19 protein-coding genes are annotated in these 19,603 nt (G+C 71.3%); 10 read left to right on the plus strand and 9 right to left on the minus strand.

Annotation, left to right across the window (positions count from 1 at the left end; translation table 11 throughout):
- The first annotated feature begins 37 nt into the window (after nucleotides 1–37).
- Both M1P99_RS02795 and M1P99_RS02800 read left to right on the plus strand, forming a co-directional pair.
- The gene (locus M1P99_RS02795; protein ID WP_304455552.1) at nucleotides 38–820 is read left to right on the plus strand and encodes an HAD family phosphatase; all 783 of its coding nucleotides are present in this window, start codon (nucleotides 38–40) and stop codon (nucleotides 818–820) included.
- On the plus strand, nucleotides 817–3,246 hold the full coding sequence (locus M1P99_RS02800) for a glycoside hydrolase family 65 protein (protein ID WP_304451114.1): 2,430 nt from the start codon (nucleotides 817–819) through the stop codon (nucleotides 3,244–3,246). Before M1P99_RS02795 ends, M1P99_RS02800 begins: the two co-directional genes overlap by 4 nt.
- A 22-nt stretch (nucleotides 3,247–3,268) precedes the next feature.
- On the opposite strand, the gene M1P99_RS02805 is transcribed toward M1P99_RS02800, so the two are convergent.
- The gene (locus tag M1P99_RS02805) at nucleotides 3,269–5,047 is read right to left on the minus strand and encodes an NAD+ synthase (RefSeq protein WP_304451115.1); all 1,779 of its coding nucleotides are present in this window, start codon (nucleotides 5,045–5,047) and stop codon (nucleotides 3,269–3,271) included.
- Nucleotides 5,048–5,289: 242 nt separating this feature from the next.
- Between M1P99_RS02805 and M1P99_RS02810 the strand changes: the two genes are divergently transcribed.
- A complete protein-coding gene (locus M1P99_RS02810; RefSeq protein ID WP_304451116.1) occupies nucleotides 5,290–6,651 on the plus strand; it encodes a glutamine synthetase family protein in 1,362 nt (453 codons plus the stop codon).
- A gap of 99 nt (nucleotides 6,652–6,750) precedes the next feature.
- Here the strand turns inward: M1P99_RS02810 and M1P99_RS02815 are convergent, their stop codons facing one another.
- The gene (locus M1P99_RS02815; RefSeq protein ID WP_304451117.1) at nucleotides 6,751–6,927 is read right to left on the minus strand and encodes a DUF397 domain-containing protein; all 177 of its coding nucleotides are present in this window, start codon (nucleotides 6,925–6,927) and stop codon (nucleotides 6,751–6,753) included.
- Nucleotides 6,924–7,703, minus strand: a complete 780-nt coding sequence (locus M1P99_RS02820) for a helix-turn-helix transcriptional regulator (protein ID WP_304451118.1) — start codon at nucleotides 7,701–7,703, stop codon at nucleotides 6,924–6,926. The genes M1P99_RS02815 and M1P99_RS02820 overlap by 4 nt, the downstream gene beginning before the upstream one ends.
- Before the next feature lie 98 nt (nucleotides 7,704–7,801).
- Between M1P99_RS02820 and M1P99_RS02825 the strand changes: the two genes are divergently transcribed.
- The gene (locus M1P99_RS02825) at nucleotides 7,802–8,146 is read left to right on the plus strand and encodes a hypothetical protein (protein ID WP_304451119.1); all 345 of its coding nucleotides are present in this window, start codon (nucleotides 7,802–7,804) and stop codon (nucleotides 8,144–8,146) included.
- 94 nt (nucleotides 8,147–8,240) lie between these two features.
- On the opposite strand, the gene M1P99_RS02830 is transcribed toward M1P99_RS02825, so the two are convergent.
- Nucleotides 8,241–8,840 (minus strand): Uma2 family endonuclease, encoded by a 600-nt coding sequence (locus tag M1P99_RS02830; RefSeq protein WP_304451120.1) that lies wholly within the window; start codon nucleotides 8,838–8,840, stop codon nucleotides 8,241–8,243.
- Between the two features lie 224 nt (nucleotides 8,841–9,064).
- Between M1P99_RS02830 and M1P99_RS02835 the strand changes: the two genes are divergently transcribed.
- The 6 genes from M1P99_RS02835 to M1P99_RS02860 all read left to right on the plus strand — a co-directional run bounded on the left by M1P99_RS02835 (nucleotide 9,065) and on the right by M1P99_RS02860 (nucleotide 14,326).
- Nucleotides 9,065–9,334 (plus strand): metal-sensitive transcriptional regulator, encoded by a 270-nt coding sequence (locus M1P99_RS02835; RefSeq protein ID WP_304451121.1) that lies wholly within the window; start codon nucleotides 9,065–9,067, stop codon nucleotides 9,332–9,334.
- A gap of 117 nt (nucleotides 9,335–9,451) precedes the next feature.
- Complete coding sequence (locus tag M1P99_RS02840) at nucleotides 9,452–10,825, plus strand: MBL fold metallo-hydrolase (RefSeq protein ID WP_304451122.1); 1,374 nt, start codon at nucleotides 9,452–9,454, stop codon at nucleotides 10,823–10,825.
- Nucleotides 10,826–11,009: 184 nt separating this feature from the next.
- Nucleotides 11,010–11,603, plus strand: a complete 594-nt coding sequence (locus M1P99_RS02845; RefSeq protein WP_304451123.1) for a rhodanese-like domain-containing protein — start codon at nucleotides 11,010–11,012, stop codon at nucleotides 11,601–11,603.
- Between the two features lie 220 nt (nucleotides 11,604–11,823).
- Entirely contained in the window at nucleotides 11,824–12,168 is a 345-nt protein-coding gene (locus M1P99_RS02850) for a rhodanese-like domain-containing protein (RefSeq protein WP_304451124.1), read from the plus strand.
- Nucleotides 12,165–13,910, plus strand: coding sequence for a SulP family inorganic anion transporter (locus tag M1P99_RS02855; RefSeq protein WP_304451125.1), 1,746 nt, complete (start codon nucleotides 12,165–12,167; stop codon nucleotides 13,908–13,910). The genes M1P99_RS02850 and M1P99_RS02855 overlap by 4 nt, the downstream gene beginning before the upstream one ends.
- Complete coding sequence (locus tag M1P99_RS02860; protein WP_304451126.1) at nucleotides 13,910–14,326, plus strand: carbonic anhydrase; 417 nt, start codon at nucleotides 13,910–13,912, stop codon at nucleotides 14,324–14,326. Before M1P99_RS02855 ends, M1P99_RS02860 begins: the two co-directional genes overlap by 1 nt.
- 43 nt (nucleotides 14,327–14,369) lie before the next feature.
- On the opposite strand, the gene M1P99_RS02865 is transcribed toward M1P99_RS02860, so the two are convergent.
- From M1P99_RS02865 to M1P99_RS02885, 5 genes are all read right to left on the minus strand, one after another.
- Nucleotides 14,370–14,852 carry a nitroreductase family deazaflavin-dependent oxidoreductase gene (locus tag M1P99_RS02865; protein ID WP_304451127.1) on the minus strand — a complete coding sequence of 161 codons (483 nt, stop codon included), beginning with the start codon at nucleotides 14,850–14,852 and terminating at the stop codon, nucleotides 14,370–14,372.
- A gap of 294 nt (nucleotides 14,853–15,146) precedes the next feature.
- Complete coding sequence (locus tag M1P99_RS02870) at nucleotides 15,147–15,740, minus strand: TetR family transcriptional regulator (protein WP_304451128.1); 594 nt, start codon at nucleotides 15,738–15,740, stop codon at nucleotides 15,147–15,149.
- A 279-nt stretch (nucleotides 15,741–16,019) separates the two neighbouring features.
- Nucleotides 16,020–17,201: a globin domain-containing protein gene (locus M1P99_RS02875; RefSeq protein ID WP_304451129.1), complete on the minus strand. Its 1,182-nt coding sequence runs from the start codon at nucleotides 17,199–17,201 to the stop codon at nucleotides 16,020–16,022.
- A 116-nt stretch (nucleotides 17,202–17,317) separates the two neighbouring features.
- Nucleotides 17,318–17,764: an Rrf2 family transcriptional regulator gene (locus tag M1P99_RS02880; RefSeq protein WP_304451130.1), complete on the minus strand. Its 447-nt coding sequence runs from the start codon at nucleotides 17,762–17,764 to the stop codon at nucleotides 17,318–17,320.
- Nucleotides 17,765–17,840: 76 nt separating this feature from the next.
- Entirely contained in the window at nucleotides 17,841–19,436 is a 1,596-nt protein-coding gene (locus M1P99_RS02885) for an MFS transporter (RefSeq protein ID WP_304451131.1), read from the minus strand.
- Nucleotides 19,437–19,603: the final 167 nt, after the last annotated feature.

Here is a 19,603-nt window from a genome sequence, read left to right on the forward strand (position 1 = left end):
GATGGGATGGCAGACCCGAGCCGAGGAGGAGACCGCGATGGCGATCCCGAAGGAACCGCGCCCGAGGGCCCTGGAGGGCCTGTCCCTGGACGCGGTGGTCCTGGACACCGACGGGGTCATCACCGACACGGCACGCGTCCACGCGGCCGCCTGGAAGCGCACGTTCGACGCCTTCCTGTACCGCCGGGCCCGCGAGCGCGGCGAGGAGCCGCGCCCCTTCGACACCGGCGCCGACTACCTGCGGCACGTGGACGGACGACCGCGTGCCGACGGCGTGCGCGCCTTCCTCGCCTCGCGCGGCATCGACCTGCCCGAGGAGTCGCCGCCCGGTTCCGGGCAGGCGTCCGTGACCTCCCTGGCCGAGGACAAGGACGCCGCGTTCCTCGCGGTCCTGGACCGTGACGGCGTCACCGCCTTCCCCTCCACCGTCGCTCTGGTCCGGCGCCTGCGCCGGGACGGAGTGCGCGTCGCGGCCGTCTCGGCGAGCCGCAACTGCGCCCGCGTCCTGGCCGCGGCGGGGCTGGACACGCTCTTCGACGTTCGGGTCGACGGCGTGGACGCGGCGCGCCTGGCGCTGGCGGGCAAGCCCGCACCGGACCTGTTCCTGGAGGCCGCTCGGCGTCTGGGGGCCCGGCCCGAGCGCACGGCGGTGGTCGAGGACTCCCTCGCCGGCGTCGAGGCGGGACGCCGGGGCGGCTTCGCCCTGGTGGTGGGTGTGGACCGGGCGGGGCAGGCCGCGGCCCTCGCCGAGCGCGGCGCCGACGTCGTCGTCGAGGACCTGGCCGAGTTGGAGCCTGCTCCGGGGGTGGGGCCGCGATGAGCCGGTGGAGGCTGGAGTGGGACAGCCGCAGGCCCCCGACCGACGACGAGGGGCACCGCGAGGCGCTGTGCACCCTGGGCAACGGCCGCTTCGCCACGCGGGGGGCGGCACCGGAGGTGGCGGACGACGGCACGCACTACCCCGGAACCTATGTCGCGGGCTGCTACGACCGGCTGGCCTCGGTGGTGGACGGGCACGAGGTCGACAACGAGGACCTGGTGAACGTCCCCAACTGGCTGCCGCTCACCTTCCGGATCGGCCAGGGGCCGTGGTTCGGCTCCGGGGCCGCCGAGATGCCCGCCGAGGAGGGGGACGGGGCCCTTCCCGCCGTGTCCGGCCCGCAGTGGCAGCGCTGGGAGCTGGACGTGCGCCGGGGCGTGCTCACCCGCGAGCTGGAGGTGCGGGACGACCGGGGACAGCGCACGCGCCTGGTCCAGCGCCGCTTCGTGTCGATGGCCGATCCGTCACTGGCCGCGCTGGAGACCACCTTCGCACCGCTGAACTGGAGCGGTGTGCTGACGGTGCGATCGGCGCTGGACGGCCGGGTGGCCAACCGGGGGGTGGAGCGCTACCGGGCCCTGCGCGGCGACCACCTGCGGCCGCGGGGCACGGGCTCCGACGGCGACGACGTGGCCTGGCTGCACACGGAGACGGCGACGTCGGGGATCCGGTTGGCGCTGGCGTCGCGGACCACCTGCGACAAGCCCGCCGACGGCGCCTTCACGCGTGACGACGACGGCGCGTGGATCGCCCACGACCTGCACGGCACGGTCGCCCAGGGGGAGGCGGTCACGTTCGCCAAGGTGGTGTCGGTGCGCACCTCGCGCGACCCCGCGATCGAGGAGCCCCTGGCCTCGGCCGTGCGCGACGTCGGCCGCGCGGCCGACTTCGACACGCTGCTGTCCCGCCACGAGGCGGCCTGGCGGCGGATATGGGACACCTGCGCCATCGGCATCACCGACGAGGAAACCCAGCGCGTGCTCAACCTGCACCTGTTCCACCTGGTGCAGACGCTCTCACCGCACACGGCCGACCTGGACGCGGGCGCCCCCGCCCGGGGGCTGCACGGGGAGGCCTACCGCGGGCACGTGTTCTGGGACGAGCTGTTCATCTTCCCCTTCCTGAGCATGAACTTCCCCGAGACGGCGCGGGCCCTGCTGCGGTACCGGTGGCGGCGGCTGCCGGCGGCGCGGGCGGCCGCGGCCGAGGCGGGGCGGCCCGGCGCGATGTTCCCCTGGCAGAGCGGCAGCGACGGGCGCGAGCAGACGCAGCGGATCCACCTGAACCCGCGGTCGGGGCACTGGTTGGAGGACCGTTCGCACCGCCAGCGGCACGTGGGCATCGCCATCGCGCACAACGTGTGGCAGTACTACCAGTACACCGGCGACCGGGAGTTCCTGCTCGGCCAGGGCGCCGAACTGCTCCTGGAGATCGCCCGCTTCCTGGCCGGACTCACCGAGTACGACAAGGCCCTGGACCGGTACGTGATCCGCGGTGTGATGGGGCCCGACGAGTACCACGACGGCTACGTCGGCCGCGCCGAGCCGGGGCTGGACGACAACGCCTACACCAACGTGATGACGGTGTGGGTGCTGATGCGGGCGATGGAGACCCTCGACCTGCTGCCCGAGCCGCGGCGCCGGGAGCTGGAGGAGACCACGGGGATGGCCCCGCACGAGATCGACCTGTTCGCCGACGTCAGCCGCAAGATGCGGGTGCCCTTCCACGACGGGGTGATCAGCCAGTTCGACGGCTACGGGGACCTGGAGGAGCTGGACTGGGACCGCTACCGGGCCGCCTACGGCGACATCCGGCGCCTGGACCGGATCCTGGAGGCCGAGGGGGACACCTGCAACAGGTACAAGGCCTCCAAGCAGGCCGACGTGCTGATGCTGTTCTTCGTGCTGGCCGAGCAGGAGGTCGTCGACCTGCTGTGCCGCCTGGGCTACCCGTGCGAGACGGGCATCCTCCCCGCTACGGCCGAGTACTACCAGGAGCGGACCTCGCACGGGTCGACGCTCAGCGAGGTGGTGCACACCTGGGTGCTCGCGCGCACCGACCTGTCGTCGGCCTGGCGGTTCTTCCGGCGCGCTCTGCACTCCGACATCGACGACCTGCACGCGGGGACCACGGCCGAGGGCATCCACCTGGGCGCGATGTCGGGGACGGTGGACATCCTCACCCGCTGCTTCAGCGGGCTGGAGGCCGAGGCCGGGGCGCTCCGGCTGGCGCCCCGGCTGCCCGCCGAACTGGACCGGTTGTCCTTCACCTTCCGCTACCACGGGCACTGGAACGTGCGGGTGGAGGTGACACCGGACCGGGTGCGGGTGGAGGTGCCGCCGTCGTCGGCGCCCCCGATCCTGGTGGTGGCGGGCGGCCACGAGAGCGTGGTCGTGCCCGGTTCCTCCTGCGAGCTGTCCTACTGACCGCCGGGCCGAGGGGGCCGGTTCACACGGTCCAGCGGTTGGTGATGGGCACGCGCCGGTCGCGGCTGAGGTTGCGGGAGCTGATCTTGGTGCCCGGGGCGGACTGGCGGCGCTTGTACTCGGCGCGGTCGACCATGCGGATGACACGGCGCACCAGCTCGGGCTCGTACCCGGCGAAGACGAGCTCGGCCTCGCCCTTGTCGGTGCCGATGTAGGCGTCCAGGACGGCGTCGAGCATCGCGTAGTCGGGCAGGGAGTCGGAGTCGAGCTGGTCCGGCGACAACTCGGCGCTGGGCGGCTTGGTGATGGAGTTCTCCGGGATGGGCGGGGTGCGGCCCTGGCGGACCGCCTCGTCGTTGCGCCAGCGCGCGAGCTCCCACACGAGGGTCTTCCAGCAGTCCTTGATGGGCGCGAACCCGCCGACGGAGTCGCCGTAGAGGGTGGAGTACCCGGTGGCGGCCTCGCTCTTGTTGCCGGTGGCCAGGACCAGGTGTCCCTCCTGGTTGGACAGGCCCATGAGCAGGGTGCCGCGCACGCGGGCCTGGAGGTTCTCCGCGGCCAGGCCGGTCAGCGGGGCCCCGGTGTCGGCGGCGGCCCGCTCGAAGGCGGCGACCATCGGGCCGATGGCCGCCGTACGGGCGGAGAATCCCTGGCGCTCGGCGAGGTCCTCCGCGTCGGTGACGGAGTGCTCGCTGGACAGCTCGCTGGGCAGCAACAGGCCGTGGACGCTGTCGGGCCCCAGGGCGTCGACGGCGATGGTGGCGGTCAGGGCGGAGTCGATACCGCCGGAGACGGCCACGAGCACCGAGCGGAAGCCGTTCTTGACCACGTAGTCGCGCAGGCCCGTGACCAGGGCCTGGTAGACCTCGCCGGTGTCGGAGAGCGGATCCGGGCGCGGGGTGACGGTGTTCTCGCCGGGCGGGTAGGGGGCGACCGGGGTGTCGGTCAGGGTGCGGCGGACGATGCGCAGCCCGTCGGCCCGGTCGGGGTCCCCGGGGTGGTCGGCGGCCTCGGGCAGGTCGAGGTCGGCGACCAGGAGCGTCTCCGTGAACTGGGGTGCGCGGGCCACGAGGTCGCCCTCGGCGTCGACCACCAGGGAGTCGCCCTCGAAAACCAGGTCGTCCTGGCCCCCGACCATGTTGACGTAGGCCAGGGCGGCGCCGATCTCTCGGGCGCGGCGCTGGCACAGTTCGAGGCGGACGTCGTCCTTGTGGCGCTCGTAGGGCGATCCGTTGAGCGAGACCAGGAGCCCGGCCCGGGCGGCGCGGGCGGCGGTGACGGGGCCGCCCTCCTGCCACAGGTCCTCGCAGACCGCCAGGGCGACGTCGATCCCGCGCACGCGCACGACCGGCAGGGTGTCGCCCGGGACGAAGTTGCGGAACTCGTCGAAGACGCCGTAGTTGGGCAGGTGGTGCTTGGCGGAGGTGACCGCCATCCGGCCCTGGTGCAGGACGGCGACGGCGTTCTGCGGGGCGCCGGCGGGCTGGCCAGGGGAGGCACCGGGCGCCGACTGGTCCTCACGGCGGGAGAGGTAGCCGACGACGGTGGGCAGGTCGGCCAGTCCCGCGTCGGCGAGGTCGGCGGCCAGGGCGCGGGTGGCCTTGATGGAGGCCGACACGAAGGACTTGCGCAGGGCGAGGTCCTCCACGGGATAGCCGGTGACGACCATCTCCGGGAGCACGACGAGATGTGCTCCGGCGTCCGCGGCCTCGCGGGCGGCGGCGACCACGAGCCGGCGGTTGCCGTCGAGATCACCGACGGTGGGATTGACCTGGGCGAGTGCGATTCTCAGCTGTGCCACGCCCTTGAGCCTAGTCAACCCGGTCCCGCCGGGCACGTGGTGGGCACGGGGTGGACACGGCCGGGGTGGGTCGCGGCATACTGCGCATGCGGACGGGAGACACAGCGCACGGCTTGACTTGGGCCTGCGGAAATACTCCGGAAATATCCGCAGGGCAGACTGGCTCTGGGACACTGTGTCCGGCCTGGCTCCGCGAGTGGGGATCCGGGTCCGGAACTGACCGGCATCGAGGAAGGTTGATCGTGAATCGACAGCAGGAATTCGTGCTCCGCACGTTGGAGGAGCGCGACATCCGGTTCGTGAGGCTGTGGTTCACCGACGTGCTCGGGTACCTCAAGTCCGTGGCGGTGGCTCCCGCCGAACTGGAGGCGGCCTTCTCCGAGGGCATCGGGTTCGACGGCTCCGCCATCGAGGGCTTCGCCCGCGTCTACGAGGCCGACATGCTGGCCCAACCGGACCCGTCGACCTTCCAGGTGCTGCCCTGGCGCAACGAGCCGCACGGCACCGCGCGCATGTACTGCGACATCCTGATGCCGGACGGGTCGCCCTCCCCGGCCGACCCCCGGCACGTGCTCAAGCGGCAGCTGAGCAAGGCCTCCGATCTGGGCTTCACGTTCTACACGCACCCGGAGATCGAGTTCTACCTGCTCAAGAAGATGCCGGAGCACGGGGAGTTCCCCGAGCCCAACGACTCGGGCGGCTACTTCGACCACACGCCGCACAACTCGGCGCACGACTTCCGGCGCAACGCGATCAACATGCTCGAGGCCATGGGCATCTCGGTGGAGTTCAGCCACCACGAGGGCGGGCCGGGCCAGCAGGAGATCGACCTGCGCTACGCGGACGCGCTGACCACCGCCGACAACATCATGACCTTCCGGCTCGTGATGAAGGAGGTGGCGATGGAGCAGGGCGTCTACGCCACCTTCATGCCGAAGCCGTTCACGCAGTACCCGGGTTCGGGGATGCACACGCACCTGTCGCTGTTCGAGGGCGACCGCAACGCCTTCTACGAGCCGGGCGCGGACTTCCAGCTGTCCAAGGTCGGCCGCGGGTTCATCGCGGGCCTGCTCCGGCACGCGGACGAGATCACCGCCGTCACCAACCAGTGGGTGAACTCCTACAAGCGGCTGTGGGACGACCCGGCGGCCTCGGCCGGGATGGGCGGCGAGGCGCCCGCCTACATCTGCTGGGGGCACAACAACCGGTCGGCGCTCGTGCGGGTGCCGATGTACAAGCCGGGCAAGTCCAACTCCAGCCGGATCGAGATCCGCTCGATGGACACCGCCTGCAACCCGTACCTGGCCTACGCCGTGGTGCTGGCCGCCGGCCTCAAGGGCATCGAAGAGGGCTACGAGCTGCCGCCGGGCGCCGAGGACGACGTGTGGGCGCTCACCGACTCCGAGCGCCGAGCGCTGGGCATCCGCCCGCTGCCGCAGAGCCTGGACGAGGCGCTGCGGATCATGGAGAACAGCGAACTGGTCGCCGAGACCCTGGGCGAGCACGTGTTCGACTTCTTCCTGCGGAACAAGAAGGCGGAGTGGAACTCCTACCGCCGCCAGGTGACGCCGTACGAGCTCCAGCGCTACCTGCCGACGCTCTAGCCACGGTTGGCTGACGCACGCGGCCCCGCCGGTCTGTGACCGGCGGGGCCGCGTCCTGTTCGGGCCCGTCACCAGCCGGGCGCGGGTCAGGGGTGAGGGCTAGGGATTCCTGTTCGCGGCCACCGTCACCAGAGCGGACCACTCACCAGCGGGGAAGGACAGGTGGCCGGCTTCCCGGTTCTGCGTGTCCCGCACGTGCGCGCCACGCGCGGTCTCCTGGACCTCGACGCAGTGGGAACCGTTCTCGGAGTAGGTGGACTTGTGCCAGGTGTTCACAGCATCTCCCGAAGTAACAGGATCGTGTGGTCCACGGGAAGCGACTTGCTCAACGCATCCCGGACCTTCCTCTCCATTCTGGCAGTCGCGGAAGGCGTCTGGTGCATGATGTTGCCGTCGCCGTGATCCGATGACGCAACAATCGACCCGTCCTGCAATCGATACACCTGCACGGGCGCGACCGACGCAAGGTACAGCGACCCGTTGGGGATCAGGTGAATCGTGGTGCGTCCGCGCTCGAGCATACGCAGTAGAGCCTGCGCCTGTTCCTTGCGGACCGCCTCCGGCATCCATTCAATCGCAAACTGAGGGAACACTGCGGTGATGAGGGGGTTGTTCCTCTGCAGCAGGTTCTCGTATCGATTCATCCTCAACTGGGACAAACGCTCGATTTCGTCATCGGACGCCGTCGGTCTCCCTGCCCGGAACACTTCGCGAGCATAGGACAGGCACTGTACCAATCCCGGAACGTTCGACACGGTCACCGTATCGATGGACAAGGCATCGTCCTCCATGTCCCCGATCGAGCGCATGAACGGCGGCAGCACGGACTCTGACGTCTCCAGACGCCACTCGCGCATCAGGAGTCCGTTACCTCCCAGAATGTCGCTCAGTTGCCTGACCCGGTCCTGGCGTGGGCGCACCTGGCCGTTCTCCCACCTGGACAGGGTCGACGCGGCGACTCCTGGCCCCAGTCTCTTCGCCAGCTGCCGTTGGGTGTAGCCATTCAGTTCGCGTGCTTTGCGCAGAGATTCCCCAAAACCATGTGCACCCATGGTGCATATACAACCACGAGAATGCACACCGAACCATAGCCTTACGGAGAGATTCACCTTTCTGGCGCAACAGAGGTCTTCCGGCGAATGCTGGGGGCATGGAAAAGCGACAGCAGCCGACGGCTGCCATCCGGAACAGCACTTTCTCCGAAGCCCGGGACGCCTTCATCTCCGCCAGGGGACTCGTCTTCACCTGCGAGTGGCGGCGCTTTCCCTGGACGTTCGGCGCCGATGTCGAACCGGCCCTGATCGGGCCCTCCTACCTCGGCCACGTGGCCATCGGCCTCAAGGACGGATGGCGGTGGGGCTACCAGGACCGGGACGGCCGGTGGCGCTACGTCCAGCGGGACCGGCTGGACGTGCTGGTGGAAAGCGTCATCGAGGACCGGGCGGGATTCACTCCACCGCTCCCCCGCCGCAGCCGACGGCGGGGTGGTGCGTGATCGCGGCCGACCACGACAGACCCCAGGGCACCGACCGCCGACCGTGGTCGGCGCCCTCCCCCTGGAGGGCAGGGAGGCAGCCCCCGGTCAGCCGTCAGCGCGCGAACCGCTTGAGGGCTTCGGTGTCCAGGACCATCCCTTGCCCGGGAATCCGAACAGCCTCGCCGTAGGGATGGGTGCTGCGGTCCATGTACTGACCGCGGACGGGGCGACTGTGGACCACGACGGCATTGGCGTCACGATCCACCAGCAGGTAGGCGGGGATGCCTGTCGCAGCGTAGGCGGCGGGCTTCTCCACCCGGTCGCGGGCGTGGGTGTCGGCGTCCCAGGAGGTCACTTCGATGACCGCGAGGACTCCGTCGGGGTCGGCCCACTCGCCCGCCTGGTCGAAATGGCCGATCGGAGCGAGGATTCCATCGGGGCGGGCACGACCGTTGCGGTAGGTCTCGATCTTGAGCCCCAGACCACTGGTGATCAGGTCGAGGTCGGGGCGGTGAGCCATGAACTCACGCATCAGCCAGGTGAGGATGCCCGCGTGCGCTCCATCGGTCACCGTGTGGACCCAGACCTTCCCATTGAACATCTCCATGCAGACACGGTCGGCTTCGAACGCCTGCACGGCGAGGCGCTCGAACAGTTCGGTGTCCATGGGCGGTGCGGTGGAGCGCGGTGTATGGTGCTCAGCGACGGTCATCGGACCCCCTGGACAGCGTTGGTGACGTTCAGAGCGCGGATGGTGGCTTCCCCGAGCACACCTCTCACCCCCGTCGTTGCTGTTGTCCACTCTGAGGCCCACTCTAGCGTTCCTGTGCTCCCAGGAGAGGCACCCTTCCCGACCGGCCTGTGACCCACACCACGCACCCGTGGCGGGAATGGATACGGGAGGGGGTATGTTGGCACCGACAGAGGTGATGCGAAATGGAACTCAAGCCCGAGATGATCGGCGACGCGCTCACGCGGCTGCGCCGGGCCCAGGGACAGCTGTCCGGAGTGATATCCATGATCGAGGACGGCCAGGACTGCACCGACGTGCTGCAGCAGCTCGCCGCGGTGTCCAAGGCACTGGATCGGGCCGGGTTCAAGATCGTGTCCACCGGACTTCGCCACTGCAACGCGGCCCGCGAGCGCGGCGAGGAAGCCCCGATGACCGAGCAGGAGCTGGAAAAGCTCTTCCTGGCTCTGGCCTGACCGGCCGGAACAGCCCTTCGTAGGGCCCGCATCCAGCGGGCACGACTGTCCAACACATACCCCCGGGTGTGTCCAACGCATACCCCCGGGAGTGTCCGTGACCCACAAGGAGAATCCGTGATCTTCACCCAGTACTACCTCGACTGCCTCTCCCAGGCCTCCTACCTCATCGCCGACGAGACGACCCGCAAGGCCGTGATCGTCGATCCGCGCATCGACGTCGACGAGTACCTCGACGACGTCCGCGAACAGGGGCTCACCGTCGAAGGCGTCATCAACACGCACCTGCACGCCGACTTCATCTCCGGGCACTTCGAGATCGCCGAGCGCACCGGCGCATGGATCGGCTACGGCGACAGGGCCGAGGCCCAGTTCCCCATCCGCAGACTGGGCGACGGTGAGCGCATCAGCCTCGGCGAGGTCACCCTGGAGATCATGCACACTCCGGGCCACACACCCGAGTCCGTCAGCGTCGTGGTCTACGAGAAGCCCGACGACACCGTCCCGTACGGGGTCCTGACCGGCGACGCCCTCTTCATCGGCGACGTGGGCCGCCCCGACCTGGCCGCGTCCTTCGGCCACACGCCGGACAAGCTCGCGCCGATGCTCTACGACTCGGTCCACAACAAGCTGCTGGGACTGGACGACGAGACCCGGCTCTTCCCGGGCCACGGCGCCGGTTCCGCCTGCGGCAAGAATCTGTCCACCGACAAGTGGTCCACCATCGGCCAGCAGCGCGTCGGCAACTACGCCTGCCGCCCGATGGGCGTCGACGAGTTCGTCGAGCTGGTGACCGACGGCCAGGAGGCCATCCCGGCCTACTTCCCCTACGACGCGGCCCGCAACAGGCAGCAGCGCGACCCGATCGACATCGACGCGCTCGTCAAGCCCCTGCACCTGGACGCGTTCATGGAACTGCGCGCCAAGGGCGCGGTCGTGGTCGACGCGCGCGACCAGCAGGCCTTCAGCGCCGGGCACCTGCGCGGCGCGGTGAACGTCGGCGCCGACGGACGCTTCGCCGAGACCGTCGGCATGATGGTCGACCCCGGCAGCACCATCCTGGTGGTGGCCGACCGGGGCGGTGAGCGCGACGTCATCACCCGTCTGGCCCGCGTGGGGCTGGAGTCCGTCGCGGGCTACCTGCCCTCGCCGGAGTCGGCCATGGCCCAGGTGCCCGAGGAGGTCGTGCGCGCGCCGCGCGTGGGCGCCGAGGAACTCGCCCGCGCGCTGGAGGGCGACCAGCCCCCGGTCGTGGTCGACGTCCGCGGTAGCGGCGAGCGCGAGTCCGGGCTCATCGAGGGTTCGGTCCACATCCCGCTGGCCAACCTCCCGGCGCGGCTGGCGGAGCTGCCCGCCGACCGCCCCGTGGTGGTCCACTGCGCCGGAGGCTACCGCTCCAGTGTCGCGGCGAGCTACCTGCGCTCGCAGGGCCGCGAGGACGTGTCCGACCTGGTCGGCGGATTCAACGCCTACCAGTTCGTGGCGGCCTGACCACCGGCCGGTCCGACCGGCCCCGACCGCGGGGACCCAGGTCCTCCGCATACCCCCGGGTGTGTTCCGCACGCCCGGGGGCCCGGACCGGGGCGGGAGCCGTCCTCTCCCACCCCGGCACCCGGGCGGCGACCCCGCCGAGACCCGTCACCCCGACCCACACCCACTTCAGGAGCCCACAAGCATGAGCAACAGATCCATCGACATCGCCACGGTCCGTTCCCTGGTCGACTCCGACCCCGACACCCTGCTGGTGGACGTCCGCACCCCGGCCGAATACGAGAGCTCGCACATCCCCGGTTCGGTGAACCTGCCGCTGGGCCAGGTCGACCGCCACCTGGAGCGGATCGTCTCCGACGCCGGCGGCCGCCTCGTCCTGGTCTGCCAGTCCGGCAACCGGGCGACCCAGTGCCAGTCCAGACTGGCCTCGGCCGGGCTGGAAGGCACCGCCGTCATGACGGGCGGGATGAACGCCTGGGAATCCGTCGGCGCCCCGGTCGTCCGGGGACGCGAGCGCTGGGCCCTGGAGCGCCAGGTCCGCCTCGTGGCGGGAAGCATCGTCCTGGTCTCGGTCCTGGCGAGCCTGCTGTGGTCGCCCGCGGTGTGGATCGCGGCGTTCATCGGCGCCGGACTGACCTTCGCCGCCGTGACCAACACCTGCGCCATGGGCATGATGCTGACCAAGCTGCCCTACAACCAGCCGCGCAACGCGGTGGACGTCGAGGCCTCCCTGGCCAGGATCGGCACGGGAGGGCGCCCCAGCCGCGACCGGCCTTGACCCGGGGTCACCGACCGCCGCCGGCGGCCGCGCACGGGAGCCCCGCGCTTCCCACCGCCGCCGGCGCGGTCCCGGTGACGGGTGCGCGGACCGCGCCTTCCTGAGCCCCCCCGGGGGCCTCCGGCACCGGAAGCCCCCGCCGCCTCCCACAGACCACAGTGCGCCGAACGCCGGGCCGCGGGCCCCGTCGGCCGCCCGTACCTTGGCAGGAGCCAGACCCATGTCAGACAAGACCATCGACGTCGCGTCCGTACGCGCGCTCATCGCGTCCGCCCCCGACACCCTGCTGGTGGACGTCCGCACCCCGTCCGAGTTCGAGGACGCACGCATCGACGGCGCCGTCAACCTGCCCCTGGGCCAGGCGGACCACCGCCTGAAGCAGGTGGCGGAGCAGGCCGGAGACCGCCGCCTGGTGCTGGTGTGCCGGTCCGACCGCCGCGCCCACCGGTGCCGGGCCGATCTCGAGGCCGCGGGAATCCGCGGCGCCGTCGTGATGACGGGCGGCATGATCGCCTGGGCCGCCGCGGGAGCACCGGTCCTGCACGGGACGGGGGCGCGCCGATGAGCTCTTCGACAGTCGACTACCCCTTGCAGCGGCGCACGGGTGCCGCCCGGTTCCTCCCGCTGCTGGGCTGGTTCGGTCAGTACACCAGGGCCACTCTGAGGGCGGACGTCGTGGCCGGCCTGACCGTGGCCGTCATGCTGGTTCCTCAGAGCATGGCCTACGCCGCGCTGGCCGGAATGCCTCCGGCCACCGGTCTGTACGCCGCGGTCGTCCCGCTGGTGGTCTACGCCCTCCTGGGGACGTCCGGCTCACTCGCGGTGGGCCCCGTGGCCATCACCGCGCTCATGTCGGCGGCCGCGCTCGCGCCGCTCGCCGACGGGGACCCCGCGCGCTACGCGGCGCTCGCCGGTGTTCTGGCCCTGCTCGTCGGCGCGATCCAGTTCTCGATGGGCGCGCTCCGGCTCGGTGCCGTGGTCAACTTCATGTCGCACCCCGTCCTGAGCGGTTTCACCTCAGCGGCCGCGATCATCATCGCTGCCAGCCAGCTCAAGGACCTGCTGGGGTTGCGGGCCGAACGCGCCGGGACGCTGCCCGAGACGATCCTGGCGCTCGCGGGTGCGGTCACGACCGCGCACTGGCCGACGATCGCCGTCTCCGCGGTGAGCGTGCTCGCCCTGGTCCTGCTCAAGCGGGTGTTCCCCAAGGTCCCCGGCGCGCTGCTGGTCGTCGCCGCCGTCACAGGACTCAGCGCCGTGCTCTCCTTCGGTGACCGGGGGGTGGCCGTCCTGGGCGAGGTGCCGGCCGGCCTGCCGATGCCCGCGGTTCCCGACGCCCTGCTGGGGGACGTGGTGGCGCTGCTGCCCGCCGCTCTGGCCATCGCCCTCGTGGGCTACATGGAGGGCATCGCCGTAGCGAAGGCACTGGCGGCGAAGTCCCGTCAGCACGTGTCGGCCGACACCGAACTGGTGGCCGTGGGTGCCGCCAACGGCGCGGCCGGGCTCTTCGGGGCCTTCCCCGTGGCCGGCGGGTTCTCCCGCAGCGCGGTGAACTTCTCCGCGGGAGCGCGCACACCCGTGGCCACCCTGGTCACCGCCGCGGTCGTGGCGGTCACCGCACTGGTGCTCACACCGGCCTTCTACCACCTGCCCAAGGCGGTCCTGGCGGCGATCGTCGTCGTCGCGGTCGCGGGGCTGGTGGATCTGAGGGGCGCTGCGACCGTGTGGCGCACACGGCGACTGGACGGGTTCGCCCTGGGGGTCACGTTCCTGGTCACCCTGCTGTTCGGTGTGGAGCCCGGCATCGCCGCCGGCGTGGTGTTCAGCCTCGCGGTGGTCCTGTGGAACTCCTCCCGTCCGCACACCGCCGAGCTCGGCCGGGTCCCCGGCACCGGCACCTTCCGCAACGTGGACCGGTACGAGGGGCTGACCACCGATCCCGGGATCGCGGTGGTCCGGGTGGACGCGCCGCTGTACTTCGCCAACGCCCAGTGGGTCACCGACACCCTGGTGGGCATCGCCGACGAGCGCGCGGAGGTGCGCACCATCGTTCTGGACGCCTCCGCGATCAGCGACTGCGACTCCGACGGGGCCCACGCGCTCTCCGAACTCCACCGGACCCTGGACTCCCGTGGCATCGAGCTGAGGCTGGCCACGGTCCGCGGCCCCGTGCGCGACGTTCTCACCCGGGACGGAATCTGGGCGGTCCTGCGCGGTGCCCGACGAGTGCACCCGGACGTCGTCTCGGCCGTCACCGCCGCCGGAGGCGGCGCGCCCGCGCCGGAACTCGCCAGGGAGGTGCTGTGATGGGTGGCGGCGGCTTCGCCACGGCCGTCTCGTGTATCGACGGCCGTGTCCAGGAACCGCTCACCCGGTGGATCAGGGAGCGGTTCGGCGTCGAGCACGTCGACATGGTCACGGAGCCGGGGCCCGACCTCTTCGTGGCCACGTCCGACGAGGAGGGGCTCACCCCGCTGCTGGAGCGGATCCGGGTGTCCCGGCGGGCCCACGCCAGTTCCACCGTGGTGCTGGCGGGGCATCTGGACTGCGCGGCCAACCCGGTCTCGGCCGAGGAGCACGGGCGACAACTGGAACCGGCCGCCGCGCTGCTCGCCGAACGGCTGCCCGGGATGCGGATCGTGACCGTCCTGGTGACGGGATGCGGCGACCGCGGCTGCCTGGAGGTGTCGGTGGTCGGGGCCTCCCCTTCACACACGCCCTAAGGCATGTTCCGTGGAGGCCGCCCGTCGCGGGGCGGGCACCGCCTCACCGTGTGCGCGGACTGAGTCGGACGAAGGGCAGGTGGCGGCCGACCTCGCGGTAGTCCTCCTGGGTGCCGTCGACGGAGAATCCCATGAAGCGCACGAGATTGCGTGCGGCCCGGGGGTGGCGGGGCGCGTAGCGGGCCATGAAGTCACCACCCTCCTCCGTGCCAAGGGGGTGTGCGGTGACGGGGATCGTGCGCACACCGACGCGGATGCTGGTCTCGGGGGTGGCCAGGAGGTTCTGGTACCAGGCGGCTTTCCGGCCGAACCCGGAGCAGACCACGTAGCTGCCGTCGGAGCGGTCGTGCTCGACCGCTTCGATGACGACCTGGCGGCGCTTGCCCGACACCCGTCCGGTGTGGTTCAGCAGGAGGAATCGTCCGCCGAAGAGCCAGCCCAGGCGCATGCGGTAGAGGTGGATGGGGGCACGGAACAGCAGGCGGCGGATGCCGGTGGGTGGGGTGGGGCGCTTGGTGATCTCCACGGTGGTGCCTTTCAGGTACGGGTGAGGATGCTGGTGGTGTCGCCGTATCCGCGGCGCAGCAGTCCGGTGAAGGCGTCGCGCAGGACGAGCCGGGTGATGGTGCTCTGCATGGCGAGGCCGGCACGGGTGGCCGGGACGAGGGAGCGGGCGAGGGTGCGGGCACGCCGCTGGCGATGCCGTAGCCGCCCAGGCGCCCGTGCGGAGCGCGCTCGACCACCACCGGGGTGTGGCCCCAGTGGTGCAGCCAGTAGGCGAGGGTGAGACCCGCGATCCCGCCGCCGGAGACCAGGACCTTCATGGGCGCTCCCCGATCAACTCGCCGAGCGCCGTCAGGGCGGGTTCGACGGACAGCTCGGCGTCCAGCAGGTGGTGCAGCAGCAGCCCGTCCAGCAGCGCCGCGATGAGCGTCGCCGTCCCGGCCCTCCGCCCGGCCGACCACTGCGGGTTCAGCCTTCCGAGCCAGTCGGCGATCTGGCCGCGTGCCTCCCGCAGCCCCTCCCGCAGCGCCGTACCGAGTTCCTGATGGCGCGTCATCCCCGCCATCAGCTCCACGAGCAGCCGGAGTACCTTCTCGTCACCCGTGACCCGGGGCAGCGCGGCGCGTACCGCGTCGAGCGCCGCGCTCGCGTCCGGGGCGGCGAGCAGTGCCTCGACGACGGGCATCACCACCGTGTCGCCCGCTCTCCGGGCGATCGCCGTGTGCAGGGCGGGAAGACCGCCGAAGTGGTAGTGGATGAGCCCCGTGTTGGCGCCACTGCGTGCGGCCACGGCACGGGCGGTGACAGCGGGCCAGCCGCCCTCGACGAGCAGGGCGAGCCCGGCATCGATGAGTTCCTCGCGGCGGCGGTGTCCGCGAGCTGAATTTGGCCGATCGGCTAAGTTAGCCATGCGGCCAACTTAGGCCATGCCACGCAAAGGGAGCAAATCCCATGCGGCCGCGGACGACCTCGAACCTGACACCCGGGAGGCGGGCCGGCGGTCGCGTCCGACGAACACGGAGGCGGGGCCACCGGCCTTGCACGGGCTCAACGACGTCGGTCTCTCCGTCGCCTGACCGCTGCCCACAAGACCGTTCTCGGCCGATCAGGGCGGTCGGGGCCGCGGCTCCCGGCCGCGCAGGGCGCCCCCAGGCGGCCTCGGCACGGTCGCCTGGGGGCACGGCGGCGCTCAGTCGGCGGCGAGCCACAGGTCGGGCCCGAAGACCTCGTAGTGCACCCTGCGCGGCGGCACGCCCGCGCCGATGAGCTGGGCCCGCACCTCGCGCATGAACGGCAGGGGACCGCACAGGTAGGCCTCGGCGTTCTCGGGGATGTCCAGGCCCGCCAGGTCCATCCGGCCCGTGCGGCCTCCTGCCCCGGACTCGTACCAGGTGTGGCGGTGGCCGCGGGGCAGGCGCTCGACCAGGGCGGCGGCCTCCTCCCGGTGCGCGTGGTCCTGGGCGGCGCGGTCGGCGTGCAGGGCGAGCACCGGCCGGGTGCTGCCCTGGTCGGCCAGGTGCTGGAGCATCCCCATCATGGGGGTGCAGCCGATCCCGGCCGAGGCCAGCACGACCGGGTGCTCGCCCTCGGACAGCGCGACGTCGCCCGCGGGAGCGGACACCATGAGGACGTCACCGGGCCGGGTCCGCTCGTGCAGGTGCGTGGAGACCTCCCCCGCCGGGGCGGCATCGGCGCGCAGGCGCTTGACCGTGATGCGGCGCCGGTCGTCGGCGGCGCCGATGAGGGAGTACTGGCGCGACTGGCGGACGCCGTCGGCCAGCCGGACCCGCACACTGACGTACTGGCCGGGCAGGAACGCGGGCGCTGGGCCACCGTCGGCGGGCTCCAACGTGAAGGAGGCGGTGTCGGGGGTCTGCTCGTCGCGCTCCACCACCCGCCAGGGCCGCCAGACGTCGCCCCCGGTGATCCCGCTCTCCGCGTACAGCCGGGCCTCCAGCGCGATGAGCGCCCCGGCCATGAGCCAGTACACCTCGTCCCAGGCGGCGACGACGTCGGGGGTGGCGGCCTCGCCGAGCGTGTGGGCGATGGCGTCGAAGAGGTACTTGTGCACGATGACGTACTGGTCCTCGGTGACTCCGAGGGAGACGTGCTTGTGCGCGATCCTGGCGAGCATGGCGTCGGGGCGCTCGTCGGGGTGGTCCACCAGCAGGGTGGCGAAGGCGGCGATGGAGCCCGCCAGCGCCCGGCGCTGTTCGCCCGAGGCCTGGTTGCCGCGGTTGAACATGCCGTCGAGGAGTTCGGGCCGTTCGCCGAGCATCGTGAGGTAGAAGCGCGCGGTGATGGCGTCCAGGGCCCCTGCCACGGCGGGGATCGTGGCCCGGACCGTGGCGGCGGACTCGGTGGAGAGCATGCGTCCTCCCTTTCCCGGGGCGGTGTCCCGGGTCAGATAATTGGTATCTGATATGCATATTAAAACCGCCCGCAGGCCGCCCCTCCCCGGGGTGCGTCAACGGAGGAGACCCCTGCTCAGGCGGGTGTCTCGGGCCCTCGCAGCAGCGTCAGGACCTCATCGGCGGGCGCCGAGACGAGGGACTCCACCGTCACCTCGTCGAGCGAGGCGTAGAAGGCCTCGCGCGCCCTGCTCAGGGCACCGCGCAGACGGCACGCGGCCCGCAACGGGCACGGCGGATCGTCTTCGCAGCCCACGAGGTCGCCCGACCCCTCGAGTTCGCGCACGATGTCCCCGACCGTGGCCCGCAGACCCGAAGGGGTCAGGCGCAGACCGCCGCCCCGGCCCCGCCGCGCCTCCACCAGACCCAGGTCCGACAGTCGCGCCACCGCCTTGGCCATGTGGGTGTAGGGCACGGCGAGCGTGCCGGCGACGTCCCGCGTGGTGAGGCGCTCGTCCTCGCGGGCGACCGCGAGGCGCATGACCAGGCGCAGGGAGACGTCGGTGAAGGCGGTCAGGCGCATGCCACCACGGTAGCCGGAACCGAGGACACCGCGTCGGGCCGCCGGGGGGAACGCCGCGCCCCTGGCACCGCGCCGGTCAGTTCGCGCTCTCCTTTGGCTCCGGTTCGCGGGGCGCGTCCTCTCCGGACTGGTGGCGGCCCGCCTCGCGCGGCATCCAGATCAGGACCACGACCAGCCCCAGCGCGGCGAAGCCCAGCGACAGCGTCGCCCCCAGGTGCAGCCCGTCGAGGAAGGACTCCTTGGCCGGTTCGACCAGGGCCCGCCCCTGCTCCCCCAGCCGCCGCGCCAGCGCCATGGTGGCCTCGACCGACTCACCGGCCTCGTGCAGCTCGGCGGGCGCGAGGTCGGGCGTGCCCTCGTCCTGGGCGACCCGTTCCAGCTCGGGGGTGATCCCGGCGCGGTACCGGAACGAGATGAGCGCGCCCAGGACCGCGACCCCCATCGCGGTCGCGACCTGGCGGACCGTGTTCTGCACCGCGGAGGCGGCCCCGGCCTTGCCGGGCGGGACGGAGGACATGATGGCGTCGGTCGCGGGCGTCAGGACGATCGCCATGGACGAGGCCTGGACGAAGGTCATGACGATGATGAGCACCAGCGGGGTCGCCACCTGGAGCTGGGTGAAGAAGGCGAAGGTCGCGCACACGCCCAGCACCCCCGCCGCCGCGACCCGGCGGGGCCCGGCCCACCGCACCAGCGTGGGGCTCAGGGGCGCCATGATCATCTGCCCCACCGCGGCGGGCAGCACCAGCAGCCCCGCCACGAACGGGGTGAACTCGCGCACGCTCTGCCAGTAGAAGCTGAGGAAGAAGATCAGCCCGGACATGCTGAAGAAGAGCACCATCATGATGGCGATCGAGACACTGAACCTGGGGTTGCGGAAGAAACGCACGTCCAGGGAGGGGTCGGTGGTGCGCGACTCATGGAACAGGAAGAGTGTGATGACCATCACACCAGCGATCAGGGCACCGTACACGTCCCAGTCGGCCAGCGACGCGCGCTCCCCCGCGGTGATGATGCCGTAGATCAGCAGCACCAGGCCCGGGACGGACAGCAGGACGCCGACGACGTCCGGGCGCCCCGGGTTCTCGTCGCGCGACTCCGGGATCAGGAAGAACACCAGGGCCAGCCCGATCAGCACGAACGGCACGTTGATCAGGAAGATCGAACCCCACCAGAAGTTCACCAGCAGCAGTCCGCCCGCCGACGGGCCGATCGCCAGGGCCAGGCCGACCGACCCCGCCCAGATGCCGATGGCCCGACCGCGCTGTTCGGGCGGGAACACGTTGGTGATGATCGACAGGGTCTGCGGCATCACCATGGACGCGCCGAACCCCATGACGGCGCGGGCCAGGATCAGTTGCTCGGGGCTCTGGGAGTAGGCCGACAGGGCCGAGGCCGCCCCGAACACCACCAGGCCCGCCACCAGCAGGCGCCTGCGCCCCCACCGGTCCCCCAGCACACCGAACGTGAACAGCAGCCCCGCGAACACGAGGGTGTAGGAGTTGATCGCCCAGGCCAGCTGGGACTGGCTCGCCCCCAACCCGAGTGCGGGGTCGGAGAGCACTCTCAGTGCCACGTTGAGGATCGTGTTGTCGGCGACGATCACCAACAGGCAGATGATCAGCACCGCCAGTCCGCCCCACCTGCGCCGATACCCCGTCTGCCGATCCACGGACACCTCCGATGTGAGCTGGGACTCCACGCCCCGTGACACTCAGGGCTATCGGGAATGCGGCGCCCGCGCAAACGGGTTGTATCCCAAGGAATTCGGCGTCGGGACGCCGTGCGATGATGCTGTCGTGCGGCGCGCCGCACACCCTTGGCCCCCGAGGGCCCTTC

The organism is Nocardiopsis sp. YSL2, assembly GCF_030555055.1.
Lineage (GTDB): Bacteria > Actinomycetota > Actinomycetes > Streptosporangiales > Streptosporangiaceae > Nocardiopsis.